We start from the raw sequence: 16,214 nt of genomic DNA, 5'->3' as shown, positions 1-16,214 counted from the left end.
TCACGCCTCACCTTCAGTGGCCGAGGCCGAACTGGCCGGGTGCCCGGCGAGCTCGGCGGAGTTGTAATACTTTTCGAGTTCGGTGAGGTCGAACAGCGCCAGCAGGTCGGCGCGCATCGGCTTCTGATCTTCCGGCGTCACCCGCACACGCGGCACGTCGGCCGACGCGTCGGCCGGGTCGATCGCGCAGACAAGCAGTTTGTTGCGCCAGGCCGCATCCATCGCGGGGAAGTCGTCGCGGGTGTGCCCGCCGCGGCTCTCGGTGCGCAGCAGCGCGGCCTGCGCCACGCATTCGCTGACCAGCAGCATGTTGCGCAGATCGATGGCCAGATGCCACCCCGGGTTGAACTGACGATGCCCTTCCACGATCACGTGCGAGAAGCGTTCCCGCAGCCGTCCCAGGTGTTCGATGGCCTGTTTCAGCTCGTGTTCCTTGCGGATGATGCCGACCAGGTCGTTCATCGCCTGCTGCAAATCGGTGTGCAGCGTGTACGGGTTCTCACCGGAGCCATCGGCGGGCGGATCGAACGGCGCGAGAGCGGCTTTCGCCGCCGCGGCGATGTCGGCGTCGGCCACCTCTGGGTGCTCGGTCAGCTGTTCCACGTAGGTCGCCGCGCCGAGCCCGGCCCGGCGTCCGAAGACCAGCAGATCCGACAGCGAGTTGCCGCCGAGGCGGTTCGAGCCGTGCATGCCGCCGGAGCATTCGCCCGCCGCGAACAGCCCGGGCACCGTCGCGGCGCCGGTGTCCGGATCGACCTCGATGCCGCCCATCACGTAGTGACAGGTCGGGCCGACCTCCATCGGCTCCTTGGTGATGTCGACGTCGGCCAGCTCCTTGAACTGGTGATACATCGAGGGCAGGCGGCGCCGGATCTCCTCGGCGGGCAGCCGCGAGGCGATGTCGAGGTAGACGCCGCCGTGCTCGGTGCCGCGCCCGGCCTTGACCTCGGAGTTGATCGCCCGCGCCACCTCGTCGCGCGGCAGCAGGTCCGGCGTGCGGCGAGCCGAGTCGTTGTCCTTCAGCCACTGATCGGCCTCGGCCTCGGTCTCGGCGTACTGGCCCTTGAACACCGAAGGGATGTAGTCGAACATGAACCGCTTGTCGTCGGTGTTCTTCAGCACGCCGCCGTCGCCGCGCACGCCCTCGGTGACCAGGATGCCCTTCACGCTGGGCGGCCAGACCATGCCGGTCGGGTGGAATTGCAGGAATTCCATGTTGATCAGCGTCGCGCCCGCCCGTAGCGCCAGCGCGTGCCCGTCGCCGGTGTACTCCCACGAGTTGGAGGTCACCTTGTACGACTTGCCGATGCCGCCGGTCGCGAGCACCACCGCGGGCGATTCGAAGAGCACGAACTTGCCCGATTCGCGCCAGTAGCCGAACGCGCCGGAGATCCGGTCACCGTCCTTGAGCAGCTCGGTGATGGTGCACTCGGCGAACACCTTGATGCGCGACTCGTAATCGCCGGTCTCGGCGTGATCCTCCTGTTGCAGCGAGACGATCTTCTGCTGCATCGTGCGAATGATCTCGAGGCCGGTGCGGTCGCCGACGTGCGCGAGCCGCGGATAGGTGTGGCCGCCGAAGTTGCGCTGACTGATCCGGCCGTCCTCGGTCCGGTCGAACAGCGCACCGTAGGTCTCCAGCTCCCAAACCCGGTCCGGGGCCTCCTGGGCGTGCAGTTCGGCCATGCGCCAGTTGTTGAGGAACTTGCCTCCGCGCATGGTGTCCCTGAAATGCGTTTGCCAACTGTCTTTTTCGTTGGCGTTGCCCATCGAGGCGGCGCAGCCGCCCTCGGCCATCACGGTGTGCGCCTTACCGAACAGGGACTTGCACACCACCGCGACGGAGAGCCCGTGTTCGCGGGCCTCGATCACCGCGCGCAGTCCGGCGCCACCGGCACCGATAACGACGACGTCGTACTTGTGCCGTTCCACTTCTGGCATTGCCGCGAGTACTCCTGAGTCGAGCGGTCAGTTGATGAACCGCAGGTCCGAAATGGTGTTGCTGGCCACCAACATCACGTAGAAGTCGGTCAGCACGAGGGTGCCGAGCGTGGTCCACGCCAGCGCCATGTGACGGGTGTTGAGCTTGGACACCTGGGTCCAGAACCAGTACCGCACCGGGTGGGCCGAGAAGTTCTTCAACCTGCCGCCCGCGATGTGCCTGCAGGAATGGCACGACAGCGTGTAGGCCCACAGCAGGATCACGTTGCCGAGCAGAACGAGGTTGCCGAGGCCGAAGCCGAACCCGCCGTCCTTGCCGTGGAAAGCGACGATCGCGTCGTAGCTGTTGATCAACGAAACCACCGTCGCCACATAGAAGAAGTAGCGATGCGCGTTCTGGATGATCAGCGGCAGCCGGGTCTCGCCGGTGTACTTGCCGTGCGGCTCGGCCACGGCGCAGGCCGGCGGGGAGAACCACACCGCGCGGTAGTAGGCCTTGCGGTAGTAGTAGCAGGTCAAACGGAAGCCGAGCAGGAACGGGAGCACGACGAAGCCGAGCGGTATCCACATCGGCAGTTCGCCGAAGGGCTCGCCGAAGTGGCTGGAACCCGGGACGCACGACGCGCTCAGGCACGGCGAGTAGAACGGCGTCAGATAGTGATAGTCCGGCACCCAATATGCCGTTCGGACAAACGATCTGACGGTTGCGTAGATGATGAATGCGGCCAGCCCGAGCACGGTGAACAGCGGTGGTACCCACCAGCGGTCGGTGCGGAGCGTGCGCTCGGAGATGCGGGCCCTGGTCTTGCTGAAAACGCCGGTCCCCTGCTGGGGGGTGGCTGTCGGTGCGGCACTCACAGGTGGATGCCTCGCTGATCTGCTCTGCGGACGGGATCGATACCGTCCGCGATCCAATGTGATGGTGAGCACCATACGACACGTCAGCTATGGCTCGAGCGGGGTCCTGGTAATACCGACCCGGCCTGCTGCCTATGATTTACGCCACACAAGGGGCGGGGCGCGGCTGTGGCCGGATGGCCGGAGGGCGCCGAAGTTTCGAACACGGAGCCCGTCTGCGCGCCGCGGATGGTGACAAAACCGCTGGCGGCCTCCGGTGTGCACGAATCAGCTTCTGCGGCAACGGCGGTCGATGGATCGCGGGAGCCCTCGGATCCGAATGTCTCGCGGTCCATGGGTCCGATTCGGCTGGACCGCATGCGCGTCGACCGGGCAGACCATCGGACGTCACCGGTCGACGGGAGTTCTCGCGCGATACGCGGCGGTGCTCGCCCGAATCGACGGGCGAGCACCGCTGAGGAGTCGCTACTTGGTGCGCGGGCGAGAGTGGAAACCTAGGCCCTCGTCCTGGGCGCCCATCCAGGCCGCCTCGTCGGATTTGCTGTCCGGTACGTAAATGGTCTCCTGGGGGCGTCGGCTCACCTCGGGCGGCGGCGACTGCTCGAACTCGTCGGCATCGATGACGAGCCGGTCGAGGTCGTTTTCGAGTCGCCGCACGGTGTTCGCGTCGCCGTAGTGGGTGCGCAGTGCGCCGATGGATTGCCGGAGCTGGTTGACCGCGTAGCGCAGTTCCGCGATATCGCTGCGTGTCATCGTTACCTCCTGAGTTCCCCGGTGGCCGTGCGAGCCCGGCCGGCACGGCGGTTCCCGGGGATCTCCCCAGGGCCGCGCGCCACCGAGTCGTGTGACTCACCACACAACGTGATTTACAACACAGTACATAAAGAATCCGGAACAAGCTCGTGCGATTCGGGATTCTCAGATTTGCGGATATGTTGCCCGCATCTTCGGGGGATGTTTCGAGGGTGCCCGCGCCCGCGACGGTTCGCAACCGCACCGGCGAAGTTCGGCCGGATCAGCTCGCGGCGGCGTACTCGGGACCCGGGTTGGTCATCGTCGCCGAGACCCGATTCACCAGGGCGACGATCGAGAGAGCGACCTCCTCGGCCCGCTCCAGGATGACGCTGTGGCCGGCGCCCTCGACCCGGACCAGCTCGGCGCTGGTCAGTTGCGCGGCCAGTACGACCGAGTGCGCGAACGGCACGACGATGTCCGCCGAGCCCGCGAGCACCAGCGCCGGGATGCTGCCGAGCCGGTGCAATGTCGCGGTCTCGTCGAAGGTGATCAGCGAGCCGAGGAAGCTGGACATGGTCAGCAGCGGCGTCTCGTTGAGCATGGCCGTCGCGACGGCGATCATTCTCGGATTGATCTTCCTGGTGCCGAAGCTGGCCTCGCGCATGATCGGCTCGAAGATGCGCCGGGAGAACCGCTTCGACGCCTGCATGACCCGCGGCGCGCGCAGCACCGCGGTTTGCAGCGAGACGACCGTGTACCGGTGCAGCAGGCGGCCGATGCCGACCTCGGTGAGCCCGGTGGCGGCCCCCGCGATCAGGCCGACGCCCACCACGCGCGTCCCGATGGCCTCCGGAAACAGCCGGGCGTAGGCGAGCAGCACCATCGCGCCCATCGAGTGTCCGACCAGCACCACCGGGCCGACCGGCGTCACCGCGCGCAGCACCGCGTCGAGGTCGTGGCCGAGCTGGTCGATGGTGTAGGTCGACGGGTGGGCCACGCCGGACGCGCCGTGGCCGCGGTGATCGTAGAAGACCATCCTGATCGTGTCGCCCCACTGCCGGGTCAGCTCTTCCCGCAGGAAGGACCACGATTCGGTGTGCAGGCAGTGTCCGTGCACGAAAACGATGGCGAGCGGCGCGTCGTCGGCGCCGAAGATGCGGACCGCGATCGGAACCCCGTCATCGGCCGACACGGTGACATGGTGGCCGTCGTAATCGGCGGCGCGGCGGGCGATCGTCGACATTGGCTCTCTCCTGCGGCCTGGCACCTTTGCCGGAGCGTCTTGACAGGTTGTTCGATATCCATTTCCGCGCCGTTAGCCGCCTATACCGGACGTTATGGACACGTTGTCCAACCGAGGCCGCCGGTCGATCGGTTTCGGTCGACCGACCTCTTCGCAGGAGAATCTACGAGAAGCTAGCCCTATCGCTAGATAGATGTAGATTCCGCTCGCCGGGCCCGCTCGCGATCTTCGTATAGGGGTTCCTACCGAACCTCCTAGAAATCTCTAGATTTCGCTGACGCATGAGAGGTCGGCAACCTATGTCCCTCTACCGAATCGGCAATACTCGCGCAGATACGGCTGACACCCGGTGGGACCGGTCCCACCGGGTGTCAGCGCCGACTCCTACGTGGCGTGGGTTCGCGTCGAAGGCAGGAACGGACGCAGCAGATTGGCCTCGGTGGACGGGCCCACCTGCCAGTCGGCGATCCACGGCCCGGTGCCCTCGCTCGGGTCGAAAATGCCGTCCTCCAGCCACTGGTACCGCCCGTCGAGCACGCCCCTGGTGAGGGTGCGGTCCTCGTCGTCGGTGTTCTCCCACAGCGCGTCGAAGAGCCTGCGTACCCGGACGCGCGATTGGCGGCAGAAGGTGTCGGCGAGTTCGACGGCCGCGTGGCCCTCGGGTCCTCCGCTCGCGAGCTGGGCCTGGGCCCGCACACAGGACGCGGACATGGCGAACAGCTCGGCGCCGATGTCGACGATGCGACCGAGGAAGTTCTGCCGGTACTCGAGGCCGGCCTGCCAGCGCGCCATGGCGTACATCAGCGAACGTGCCTGCTTGCGCGAGTTGCGTTCGACGAACCGCAGATGCCTTGCCAGCGAACCGAATTCGGCGTAGGTGCCGGTGACGGTGCCTGCCCCGACGGCCAGCTGCGGGAACCACTTGGCGTAGAAGCCGGTGGCGCCGACAGCGGCCTTGGCCTTGTCCTTGAGCTCGGCGTTGCGGTCGACGAGCGCGCCCGCGGCGGCCATGTGCGCGTCGGCCATCTCGCGGGCGATCAGCAGCCGCATGATCTCGCTGGAGCCCTCGAAGATCCGGTTGATGCGCAAGTCGCGCAGCAGCTGCTCGGCGCCGACGGCACGCTCGCCGCGGGCGGCGAGCGACGCGGCGGTCTCGTAGCCGCGTCCGCCGCGGATCTGCACCAGTTCGTCGGCGATCTGGCAGCTCATCTCGCTGGCCCACAGCTTGGCGAGCGCGGCCTCGATGCGAATGTCGTTGCGTGCCTCGTCGCACATGGTGGCCGAGAGATCGAGCGCCGCTTCGAGCGCGTAGGTGGTCGCGGCGATGAAGGAGATCTTCTCGCCCACCGCGGCGTGCTCGCCGACCGGCCTGCCCCACTGCACCCGCTGGGCGCTCCACTCCCTGGCGATCTTCAGCGACCATTTGGACGCGGCGGTGCACAAGGCCGGAATGGCGAGACGGCCCGCGTTGAGCGTGGTCAGCGCGATCTTGAGGCCGTCGCCCTCCCTGCCGATGAGGTTGCGCTTCGGTACCCGCACGTTGTGCATACGTGTCAGGCCGTTCTCGATGCCGCGCAGACCCATGAACGCGTTGCGCCGCTCCACGGTGATGCCGGGGCTGTCGGCCTCCACCACGAAGGCGGAGATGCCGCCGCGATGCCCTTCGCTCTTCGGTACCCGCGCCATCACCACGAGAAGTTCCGCGACGACGCCGTTGGTGGTCCAGAGTTTCACGCCGTTCAGCTCGTAGGCTTCGCCATCGGGCGTCGGGGTCGCGGTGCTCGCCATGCGGGCCGGATCGGAACCGACGTCGGGCTCGGTCAGCAGGAACGCGCTCACCGCGCCCGCCGCGCAGCGTGGCAGGAACTCGGCCTTCTGCTCGGGGGTGCCCGCCAGCTTCAGCGGTTCGGGCACGCCGATGGACTGGTGCGCCGAGAGCAGCACGCCGAGGCTCGGATGCGCCGAACCGACGAGCATGAGCGCGCGGTTGTAGCCGTACTGGGACAGGCCCTGGCCGCCGTAGGACTCGGGGATCTTCAGGCCGAAACAGCCGAGTTCGGCCAGGCCCTTGACGTACTCGTCCGGTATGCGGCCCTGGGCCTCGATCACCGAGCCGTCGATGCTCTCGCAGAGCGGCCGCAGCCGCGCCAGGTAGGCCTCGGTGCGGGCGGCGTCCTCCGCGCTGGGCCGCGGGTAGGGGTGGATCAGATCGAGCCGGAACCGTCCGAGAAACATCTCCTTGGCGAACGACGGTTTGACCCAGCTGGTTTCGCGGGATTCCTCGACAAGTGCGCGAGCCTGTTCTTCGGTGGCGTCGACTTTCGCGGCAGTCGCCATGGTGTCCTCCTCGGACGTGATCAGAATCACAATCGAGTGTAGGAAAGTTGGTTACTCGCCGGTAGGTGATTGGGACATCGATTTCTATCGATTTCTAATGATCTTGATAGAAAGCTGAATACACGGATGCGCTCGTCAGCGCGCGGGGCTGCGGGCGGACGACGTCCTACGGCGCGCGGGTACCCAGCGCGGCGGCGATCACACCCTGCGCAGATAGCGTCCGAAGTGCGGGACCGTGAAGCCGATCGTGCCGCGCTCGGCCGAGTAGATCAGCCCCTTCTTGATCAGGCCGTCGCGCGCCGGCGACAGCGAGGCCGGTTTGCGTCCGAGCTCGGCGGCCACCGCGGCGGTCGCGACCGGGCCGTCGTCGCCGGACAGATCCGCCATGGCCCGCATGTACTCCCGCTCCGCCGGGGTTGCTCGTTCATAACGAGAACCGAAGAAGCCGACCGCCAGCTCCTCCTCGGCCGCGGGAGAAGCCACCTCGACATCCTCGGCGGTGATCGGGCTCTCCGGCGCCTGGTCCCAGACCGCCTTGCCGTAGGCCTGCACGAAATAGGGATATCCATCGGCCTTTTCGTAAAGTGCGTCGAGCGCCTCCTCGGTGAACTTCACCTCCTCGCGCTCGGCCGGTGCGATCAGCGCGCGGTCGGCCGACTCCCGGTCCAGCCGATCGATGCGGTGGTAGCTGAAGAGACGCTCCGAATAACTCTTCGACGCGGAGAGCGCCGCGGGCAGGTGCGGCAGACCCGCTCCGACGACGATGAGCGGCGCGCCGTCCTGGCTCAGTTCGTGGCAGGCGCCGCAGATGGCGGAGATGTCGGCGGCGCCGAGGTCTTGCATCTCGTCGATGAAAATCGCCATGCCGACGCCGATGTCGCCCGCCAGCGCCGCGGCCTCCTTGAGCAGCTCCACCAGATCGATCTCGATGTCGCCGGAATCGGCGCGCCCCGATACCGCGGGCACGTCGATGCCGGGCTGCCAGCGTTCCCGCATGCCCTTGTCCGCGGTGGCCCGCAACGCGAAGGCCTTGAGAATGCCGAGGAAATCGTCGACCCGCTCCGGATTGCGGTGCGCCATCGCGATGGCGCGGGTGGCCATGTGCAGCGCGGAGGAGAGCGGCCTGCGCAGTTCCTGATCCGGGCGCGCCTCGATCTTGCCGGTGCCCCATCCCCGCGAGATGGCCGCCGAGCGAAGCTGGTTGAGCAGCACGGTCTTTCCGACGCCACGCAATCCGGTGAGCATCACGCTGCGTTCCGGCCTGCCACGTGCGATGCGTTCGAGCACGATGTCGAAGGCGGCGAGTTGCTTGTCGCGCCCGGCTAGTTCGGGCGGGCGCTGACCCGCGCCGGGTGCATACGGATTGCGCACGGGGTCCATGCCCACACACCGTAGCGCGTTCGTACACGGGAATCTTGCTATCTCTACGCGATGTCGTAGAGAGGGGTATTTCGCGTTTGTCTTCTGCGTGGAAGTCTTTACGCTTGGGGCGGTTCGGTGAACGGTCGGCGCGGGAACGGAGGAGGCATGTCCGAGGAGTCAGCTCCCCACACCACCGCCGAGGTGGTCGAGTCGTGGACCGTGCCCGCGGGCGCTACCCAGGCCCGGCTGATCCGGTCCAACATCCTCGTCGCCATCGAACAGGGTTACGACGACCCGCAACTGGTCGCCGATCTCGCGGTCGGTCCTTTGGTGATGGCGTTGGGCAAACTCGAGCTCGCGGTGGGCAACCTCGAAGCCGAACTCGCCGAGGCGCGCGGGCGGATCCAGGAACTGGAGCGGAAGGTCGCCGATCGCGACTCGCGATCGTGAACCGGGCTTGCGCGGTTCGTAACAGTTGCCGGACCCCCCGAGACCTGGCCGTGACCCAACGCCCCCAGTAGCATTCCGCCCGGTCGTCCAGTGAATTTTCACAAGACACCGAATTAGCCGCACTGTGCGCTGGACAACACCGGGACTGACATCGTAATCTCTTCGTGACTTCGTGGAGGGAGTCGCTTCGTAAGTGGAGTGGCGCCATGGAGTCACCGCCTAATCGGCGGTCGGTACCACCAGGATCCGGCTGCCGAACCGGGGACCCACAGGTTCGTCTGGGGTGAATCCGCAAAGGCCGCATGGCCGGAGTGGTAGGGCCGATCTTCCCGGCCCGAACCCGTCAGCTAACCCGGTCGGCGGAAGAGCAGGAAGATCGGAGACTCAGCTCGGTGGGTAAACACAGCTTGCAGCGGGAATCGCGACTGCCGAATTCCGTGAAGGGTGCTCTCGTCATGGGTGCGGTGGCCGCCACTACCGGCGCGATGCCCGCGGTGCCCGCGATGGCCGCCACGATCAACATCCCCGGCATCGGTGGTTTCGATGTTCCGGTACCCCAAGAGTTCGAGCAGCCGGTCCAGCAGCTCAATCAGCAGCTTCAGCAGGCGCTCGCCGCGCCGCAGGCCGGTGCCCAGCAGGCGCCGCTCGCCGCGCCGCAGTTCCCGAACTTCCAGATGCCCAACCTGTTCGAGCAGCAGAGCAGCCCGGGCGACATCGCTCTCGACGCCGCCAAGAGCAAGGTCGGCGCCATGTACTCCTGGGGCGCCGCGGGCCCGTCGACGTTCGACTGCTCCGGCCTCGTGAAGTGGGCCTACCGGCAGGCGGGCATCGAGCTGCCCCGTACCAGCTTCGAGCAGTCCCACGTCGGCGCTCCGGTCGCTTTCCAGGACCTGCAGCCCGGTGACATCGTCGTGACCAACGGCGGTGGCCACGTCGGCCTCTACGCGGGCGACGGCAAGCTGCTCAACGCCGTTCAGTCGGGCCAGCCGGTGTCCTACACCCCGCTGCGTCCGGACATGGTGGTCACCGCGCGTCGCATCGTGGACTGACGAACACCGTCGGACGAGGTCCGTCGTCGCCCGCCGCACGGCTGGAGCGACGACGGGAGTACGCCTAGTCTGGACCAGTGCCACAGGGAGAACGGACTGCCCCATCGCAGGCCAGGGTAGATTCCTGGACCTGGGCTGTGCGCCTGTTCAAAACCCGGTCCGCGGCCGCGGAGGCCTGTCGAGGCGGGCACGTCCGCGTCAACGGCACGACGGCCAAACCCGCCCAACCGGTACGGCCGGGTGACGAAATCCGTATCCGGGCAGGCGGTGTCGAACGCATCGTGATCGTCGAGCGGGTCATCTCCAAGCGCGTCGGCGCTCCGGTCGCCGCGCAATGCCTGATCGATCGCAGCCCGCCGCCTCCCTCCCGCGAAGTACTCGCGACCATGCCGCGCCGAGATCGCGGTTCCGGTCGCCCCACCAAACGCGAGCGCCGCGAGACCGACCGTCTGCTCGGCCGCACCGAGGACTGACTTCTCAGGCCGTCGGCTGGTTCCCGATCGTGACCAGGTGCGGCAGCCTGCCCGCGCCGAAGAGCCTGCGGCATTCGCCGCGGTCCGCCGGGATTGCCGAAGTACCCGGCGCCGACGTTCGGTCCCGCCACCCAGATCTCGCCGACGGGCGCCGCGGGCAGCTCGGTCCGTGTCACCGGGTCGGCCACCCGTTGCGCGATTCGGCAGCGTGTCGATGGGTCGCCGCACCGACCGCGTCTGGAATCCGCCCGGATACCGATTCGCCGAAGAGCTCGCTGAGCCGGTCCGCTACCGGAGACCGGTGGCCGGTGGGCGTGTAGTCCAATGCCAGCAGATACGGACCGCGGTAACGCAAGGTCTTGGCCAGCATCGCCGCGCCTCGCTCCGCATCGAGGGCGGCGATCCCGGCGCGTCTCAGATGCTCAGCGCCGCCTGCCGCCGCCGCGAGGCCCGATGTCCACACGCCCCAGCCGATGCTGAGCACGCGCTCGCCGTCCGCCGACGCCCCGATCGCGTCCATCGCGGCATTGGCCGCGGCGTAGGCGGCCTGACCAGGAGCGCCGAAAGCGCCGGTGGCCGAGGAGAAGAGCAGCACGAAATCGGTCGGGTCGGCCGCGGTCAGCGCGAGCAGGTCGGCCGCGGCGCCGACCTTGGGCGCGAACATCCGCGCCAGCTGATCCGCGTCCACGGCATCGAAGGCCGCGTCCTCCAGCTCGCCCGCGGCATGCACCACGCCGCGGATTGTGGAACCGCACTCGCGAATATCGTTGAGCGCGTTGGCGAGATCGCTGCGGTCGGTCACGTCGCACCGGACGACGACAACGTGATCCTCGGACCCGTCCAGCACGGCGGGCACCGGGCGGGGCGAGCGCGTCAGCACCACCACGTCGCGTGCGCCGGAGTCGAGCAGCCAGCGCACAGCTACCGCACCTAGCGCACCGAGACCACCGGTCACCACGTAGGTTCCGGCCGGATCGATCACGATCGGCGCGGCGTCGGGCGCGGCCGGGACGAACCGCCGGACGGCCATCTCGCCCTCGGCCACTTCGAGTTCCGTCGGAAGGGTGTCCTCGGATTCGGTGACGAGCTCGGTGAGCCGGGCGACCGTGCGCGGATCGGAGTCTGCCCACACCAACCGCACCTCGCGGCCCGATTCGAGTTGCAGCGTGCGAATGAGCCCGGCCACGGCGTTGGCGATGACACCGCCGCGCCGCGCACGCGACGGAAGCGCCACTGTCAGCGAGACGATCGAGGTGTCGGCCTGGGCGCGTTGCAGCAGGTCGAGCACCCGGCCGAGCGATGTGGTCGAGGCCGCGCCGAGATCAGCGCTGTCGTCCGGCCAGACCACGACCAGCGCGGTGCGGTCGGCGGCTTCCCGAGCCAGCAACACCGATGCGAGAATGGCGCTCGCGGCGTCGGGTTCGCGCGCGATCCGTTCGGTCGGCAGCGAGCGTTCCAGCGCGCGGGACAGTCGAACGGCGAAATCGGAGTCACCGACCACGAGTGCGCGCCGAAGGGGCGCGATATGAGACGCATTCGGGCCGAGACCATTTCGCGGAAACTGCTGCGGGCCGCGCTCACCCGCGACGATCGACTGCCACGTTTCGATGCGGAAGACGCCGCCTTCCTCGTCGGCGAGATCTTCACCATGACCGATGTGATCCAGCGTCGCCGCGTCCGCGAAACGCACGCGCACACCGGAGAACGCCAGTACCGGCACACCGTGCTGATCGGTGCCGACGATGTCGCCGATCAATCCACGCGCCGTGCGCTCACGGACGACGGCGTGCGCCTCGGCCGCGACGCGCCCCGGCTCGGTGGACACCCACGCCGCGTCCATCGCGATGGGCAGCGGGACGAGTCCGTCGGGCAGTGCGCCGTCCGCGGCGGCGGCGAGAAGATGCAGGCAACCGTCCAGCGTTGCGGCACTGTGCAATTCGGCCGCGTCGAAGTGCCCGACGGCGCAACCGGGGGCGGCCGAAAGCGCACGGAGCGAACGGAATCGCGGACCGTACTCCAGTCCCCTGCGGCGCAGCGCTTCGTAGAAGGCGCCGGGCGCCAAGGGCCGCATCCGATGCTGGACGGCGCGATTCGCGTCGACGGCGCGCATCCACGCGACGATGTCGGCCGGCGTAGGGCCCGGTGCGGGTCGCGCCGAAGCCAGCACGGTGTCGCCCGCGCGCACCCGCACGTTGATGTCGTCCGCGTGGTACTCGGCGGCGGTCAGCACGGTCAGGTCGGCGCGTTCGTCGATCACGAAATCGGCGATCATTCCGGCCGCCGCGCCGTGCGCCAGGTGCAGCAGCCGGCGGATCCAGTAGACGGCCGGAACGGTCGGAACACCCTGCACCACATGGTCGTCCAGCGAATCCGGGCGGAACGCGGGGATCGACGTCCCCGTTCGCGTCTGCGTCACCGGCGCGAATCGAGTACGCCGCCAGCGTCTTCGCGGCGGCGGGACGAGATAGCGTCCATTCGCGGACCAGTCCAGCGAGTGACCCTCGTCGTAGAGCCGGGACAGGCAGCGCAGGAACGCTCCCGCCTCGTCGTCGCGGGCCGTCACCGGATGGGTGGAATCGCGGAATTCGGGCAATTCCCGGGCCGCCGAAGCGAGGACGGTGTGCGGCGCCAACTCCAGCACCGTCTCCAGTCCATCCGCGGCCGCGCGTTCCAGAGCGGACGCGAGTTCCACGGTGCCCGAGGCGTTCTCGGCCCAGTAGTCGCGGTCCAGCGCGGCGGTCTTCAGCACGGCGGCGCGACGCGCGGTGGAGTACATGGGCGTGTGCGGAGCGCGCGGCGCCACATCGGTCAATCCTTCGGTGAATTCGGCGAGCACCGAGGCCACCTGCGGGCTGTGCGCGGCGAAGTCGACGGCGATGCGCTGCGCGAACATGCCGCGGCGCTTCGCTCGCCGCACGATGGTGTCGACATAGCGCGGTGTCCCGGACACCACCACCGAACGAGGTCCGTTGACGGCGGCGATACCGACCTCGGCCCGTACCGGCGCGACCAGCCGCTCCGCCTCGTCCGGCGTCGCCTCGAGCAGCGCCATCGCGCCCTGACCGTCGAGCCGCGCCAAGGCGCGGCTGCGCCGCACCGCGACCAGCGCCGCGTCGGCGAGCGTCAACCCGCCGCTCACCGCCGCCGCCGCGATCTCGCCGAGGCTGTGCCCGGCAACCGCGTCGGGCCGAACACCCCAGGAGCCGAGCAACTTCGCCAATGCCACCTGGTAGGCGAAGATCGCGGGCTGCACCAGTTCGGTGGCCGCGCGGCCGTCTCCGCCGAGACCGAACCCGTAGCGCGGTGTCCACACCCGCGGGCCGCCCTGCGCCGCGATCGCGTCCGCGGCCTCTGCGAGTGCGCTCGCGAACACGGGATAGCGCGCGGCCAACGCCCGACCCATCCGCGCATGCTGCCCGCCCTGCCCCGAGAACAGGAACAGCACACCGCCGCGCTGCCCACCCGTGCTCGGACCGATGATCCCGGGGCCACTCTCGCCGCGGGCCAGCGCGCGCAGTCCGGCGATCGCCTCCGCCCGGTCGTGCGCGATTACGCCCGCGCGCGCGTGTTCGGGAAGCAACCGGGCCGCCGCCGCGGCCAAGGTATTCGCCGCGGACTCGTCCGCCGCATCGAGCCGCTGCGCCAGCGCCAGCGCCTGGATCTGCAGATCGGCCACGTCGCGCCCGGTCACCGGAATCAGCACCGGAGGCTCCTCGCCGCGCGATGCCGCCGTCTCCGGATACCCGCGCAACACCGTGTGCGCGTTGGTCCCGCCGAACCCGAACGAGCTCACCCCGGCCAGCCGCTCCCGCGGCGGGGTCGCGCTCCAGTCGACCGGCTCCCGCGGCACCCGCAGCCCGCGCTCATCGAGCTTCAGCAGCGGATTCGGAGTGTCGAAGTGGATGGTCGGCGGGATGACACCGCGGTGGATCGACAGCGCGGTCTTGATCAGCCCGATGACGCCCGCCGCCGCCTCGAGGTTGCCGAGATTGGACTTCACCGAGCCGATCCAGGTGTCCACGCCATTCTCGTCGGCGAGTACCGCGGCGAGCGCGCCGACTTCCACCGCGTCGCCGAGCGCCGTTCCGGTGCCGTGGCATTCGATGTATCCGGCGTCGCGCGGGTCGAGCCCGGCGCGTGACCACGCGGAGCGGATGGTCTCGCGCTGAGCGCGCCCGTTCGGCGCGTAGAGGCCGTTCGAGCGTCCGCCGGAACCGACCGCCGCGCCGAGGATCTCGGCGTACACCCGATTTCCCTCGCGCCGCGCGTCTTCGGTGCGCTGCAGGACCAGCACGCCGCAGCCGTCGCTGCGCGTGTAGCCGTCGGCCGCGGCGGAGAACGGTTTGCTGCGTCCGTCGGGCGCGAGGAATCCGCTCTCGGCAAGGTAGTCGGAAGTGTGCGGGAGCAGCGTCAGATTCACGCCGCCGACGATCGCGAACGGCACCGTCTCGTCCGCGAGCAGCCGCAGGGCCAGGTCCACCGCCGCGAGCGAGGACGAGCACGCGCTGTCCACCACCAGGCTCGGCCCGTGCAGATCCAGCGCGTAGGAAAGCCGGTTGGCGATGATGCTCAACGCCGAACCGGTCACCGCGTACGGCGCGTCCTGCTCGCCGCCGCCGAGCACCGTGACGCCGTGGTCGAAGTTGCAGGCGCCGAAGATCACCGCCGCGTCCGAACCGCGGGTGCGATAGCCGATTCCGGCGTCGTCGAGCGCTTCGACGGATACCTCCAGCGCGACGCGCTGCTGCGGATCCATCAGCGCGGCCTCGCGGGCGGAGATGGCGAACCAGTCGTTGTCGAACCACTCGATGTCGTCCAGGTAGCCCGCCCGCCTCGTCACCGCGCGGCCAGGCGGCGGGTCGCCGGTGGCGTCGCGTCCGCTCGTCAGCAGTTGCCAGAATTCGTCCAAGCCCGCTGCGCCGGGTACCCGGCACGCCATGCCGATGATGGCGACCGGTGGCTGCGTGGACGGGATGCCCGCCGTCATGGCATCGCGAGGAACGCGGCCAGTTGCTCGATCTCGGGGTGGTCGTACACGGCTTCCAGCGACACCTCGACGCCCATCGCGTCCTCGAGCTGTGCGGTCAGCCGCGCGAGTGGCGCTGAGCTCGAACCGAGTTCGGCGAACGGCGTACTGGTGGACACGGCCGCGGGCTCTACGCCGAGTAACTCGGCGATCGCGGTGACCGCGGCGTCGGTGAGCGCGGCACGCCTGCCGCGCACGCCGGTATGGCCGTTTCGATCGGTATCACTTCGCCCGTCCGGGTGACTGGGCCGCATCTCGTCCTCCCTCCCCGTCTCCCGGCGGATCGCGGCCCGGGAACGGTACCCCCGCGATTATGCCGCACCGGAGAGGGACCGGAAAACGTCTGTTTTCCGCTGTGCGCCTGCGCGTTTGACGACACGCCGAGAGTTTCCGCTGCCGCGCGTGTCGCCCGGAGGCTTTCCGGAGGTCGGCCCGGCAATGAAGGTGACAACCGTGCGAGAAACCGACCGTGCGTCGCGCGCCGAGTGGCCGCCGACGCTGCCCACCGTGCCGCGCTCCGTGCCGCGCTCGCCGCTAGTCCGGCGCGGTTGCTGCGCCCGTGTCGGCCCGGCGCAAACCAGCTCGCCCGGCCGACCTTCGCCGAGCCGCCACGGCCCTCCGCAACCGTACGGTTAACCGTGCTGGCGCAGGGCGATACCTTCCCGCGGGGCAGATTGTTTCGGCGACGGTTCCGCCGTCATCCACACCCTGCCCGGCGGAAACGACACCTTCGCGGCGTC

At 68.7% G+C, this 16,214-nt stretch carries 11 protein-coding genes and 1 riboswitch; of the genes, 3 read left to right on the top strand and 8 right to left on the bottom strand.

Annotation, left to right across the window (positions count from 1 at the left end; genetic code table 11):
• From NX1_RS18480 to NX1_RS18455, 6 genes are all read right to left on the bottom strand, one after another.
• The gene (locus NX1_RS18480) at positions 1–1,941 is read right to left on the bottom strand and encodes a fumarate reductase/succinate dehydrogenase flavoprotein subunit (protein WP_068060644.1); all 1,941 of its coding nucleotides are present in this window, start codon (positions 1,939–1,941) and stop codon (positions 1–3) included.
• Positions 1,942–1,968: 27 nt separating this feature from the next.
• Entirely contained in the window at positions 1,969–2,799 is an 831-nt protein-coding gene (sdhC, locus tag NX1_RS18475; protein WP_068060641.1) for a succinate dehydrogenase subunit SdhC, read from the bottom strand.
• A 465-nt stretch (positions 2,800–3,264) separates the two neighbouring features.
• Positions 3,265–3,552, bottom strand: coding sequence for an Rv0250c family protein (locus NX1_RS18470; RefSeq protein ID WP_068060637.1), 288 nt, complete (start codon positions 3,550–3,552; stop codon positions 3,265–3,267).
• Between the two features lie 262 nt (positions 3,553–3,814).
• Positions 3,815–4,777 carry an alpha/beta fold hydrolase gene (locus NX1_RS18465; RefSeq protein WP_068060635.1) on the bottom strand — a complete coding sequence of 321 codons (963 nt, stop codon included), beginning with the start codon at positions 4,775–4,777 and terminating at the stop codon, positions 3,815–3,817.
• 384 nt (positions 4,778–5,161) lie between these two features.
• Entirely contained in the window at positions 5,162–7,114 is a 1,953-nt protein-coding gene (locus NX1_RS18460; RefSeq protein ID WP_068060827.1) for an acyl-CoA dehydrogenase family protein, read from the bottom strand.
• A 198-nt stretch (positions 7,115–7,312) separates the two neighbouring features.
• Positions 7,313–8,494, bottom strand: a complete 1,182-nt coding sequence (locus NX1_RS18455) for an ATP-binding protein (protein WP_068060632.1) — start codon at positions 8,492–8,494, stop codon at positions 7,313–7,315.
• A 147-nt stretch (positions 8,495–8,641) separates the two neighbouring features.
• On the opposite strand from NX1_RS18455, the gene NX1_RS18450 reads away from it, so the two are divergent.
• The 3 genes from NX1_RS18450 to NX1_RS18440 all read left to right on the top strand — a co-directional run bounded on the left by NX1_RS18450 (position 8,642) and on the right by NX1_RS18440 (position 10,448).
• Entirely contained in the window at positions 8,642–8,926 is a 285-nt protein-coding gene (locus NX1_RS18450) for a hypothetical protein (protein WP_068060629.1), read from the top strand.
• A 206-nt stretch (positions 8,927–9,132) separates the two neighbouring features.
• Positions 9,133–9,303: riboswitch (cyclic di-AMP (ydaO/yuaA leader) on the top strand.
• 15 nt (positions 9,304–9,318) lie between these two features.
• Complete coding sequence (locus NX1_RS18445; protein WP_084501540.1) at positions 9,319–9,975, top strand: C40 family peptidase; 657 nt, start codon at positions 9,319–9,321, stop codon at positions 9,973–9,975.
• Between the two features lie 77 nt (positions 9,976–10,052).
• Complete coding sequence (locus NX1_RS18440) at positions 10,053–10,448, top strand: RNA-binding S4 domain-containing protein (protein ID WP_068060625.1); 396 nt, start codon at positions 10,053–10,055, stop codon at positions 10,446–10,448.
• 172 nt (positions 10,449–10,620) lie between these two features.
• Here NX1_RS18440 and NX1_RS18435 read toward each other — a convergent pair whose 3' ends face one another.
• Both NX1_RS18435 and NX1_RS18430 read right to left on the bottom strand, forming a co-directional pair.
• A complete protein-coding gene (locus tag NX1_RS18435) occupies positions 10,621–15,435 on the bottom strand; it encodes a type I polyketide synthase (RefSeq protein ID WP_068060622.1) in 4,815 nt (1,604 codons plus the stop codon).
• On the bottom strand, positions 15,432–15,728 hold the full coding sequence (locus NX1_RS18430) for an acyl carrier protein (RefSeq protein WP_084501539.1): 297 nt from the start codon (positions 15,726–15,728) through the stop codon (positions 15,432–15,434). Before NX1_RS18430 ends, NX1_RS18435 begins: the two co-directional genes overlap by 4 nt.
• Positions 15,729–16,214: the final 486 nt, after the last annotated feature.

The organism is Nocardia xishanensis NBRC 101358 (assembly GCF_001613365.1).
GTDB classification, from domain to species: Bacteria; Actinomycetota; Actinomycetes; order Mycobacteriales; family Mycobacteriaceae; genus Nocardia; species Nocardia xishanensis.
Note: the sequence above shows the minus strand (reverse complement) of the source record. Positions and strands in the feature narration are given on the sequence as shown.

Excerpts from the sequence above, each read along its gene's own strand:
- NX1_RS18430 (WP_084501539.1), bottom strand. The coding sequence starts at position 15,728 with ATGCGGCCCAGTCACCCGGACGGGCGAAGTGATACCGATCGAAACGGC.
- NX1_RS18470 (WP_068060637.1), bottom strand. The coding sequence starts at position 3,552 with ATGACACGCAGCGATATCGCGGAACTGCGCTACGCGGTCAACCAGCTC.
- NX1_RS18435 (WP_068060622.1), bottom strand. The coding sequence starts at position 15,435 with ATGACGGCGGGCATCCCGTCCACGCAGCCACCGGTCGCCATCATCGGC.
- NX1_RS18480 (WP_068060644.1), bottom strand. The coding sequence starts at position 1,941 with ATGCCAGAAGTGGAACGGCACAAGTACGACGTCGTCGTTATCGGTGCC.
- NX1_RS18450 (WP_068060629.1), top strand. The coding sequence starts at position 8,642 with ATGTCCGAGGAGTCAGCTCCCCACACCACCGCCGAGGTGGTCGAGTCG.
- NX1_RS18465 (WP_068060635.1), bottom strand. The coding sequence starts at position 4,777 with ATGTCGACGATCGCCCGCCGCGCCGCCGATTACGACGGCCACCATGTC.
- NX1_RS18455 (WP_068060632.1), bottom strand. The coding sequence starts at position 8,494 with ATGGACCCCGTGCGCAATCCGTATGCACCCGGCGCGGGTCAGCGCCCG.
- NX1_RS18460 (WP_068060827.1), bottom strand. The coding sequence starts at position 7,114 with ATGGCGACTGCCGCGAAAGTCGACGCCACCGAAGAACAGGCTCGCGCA.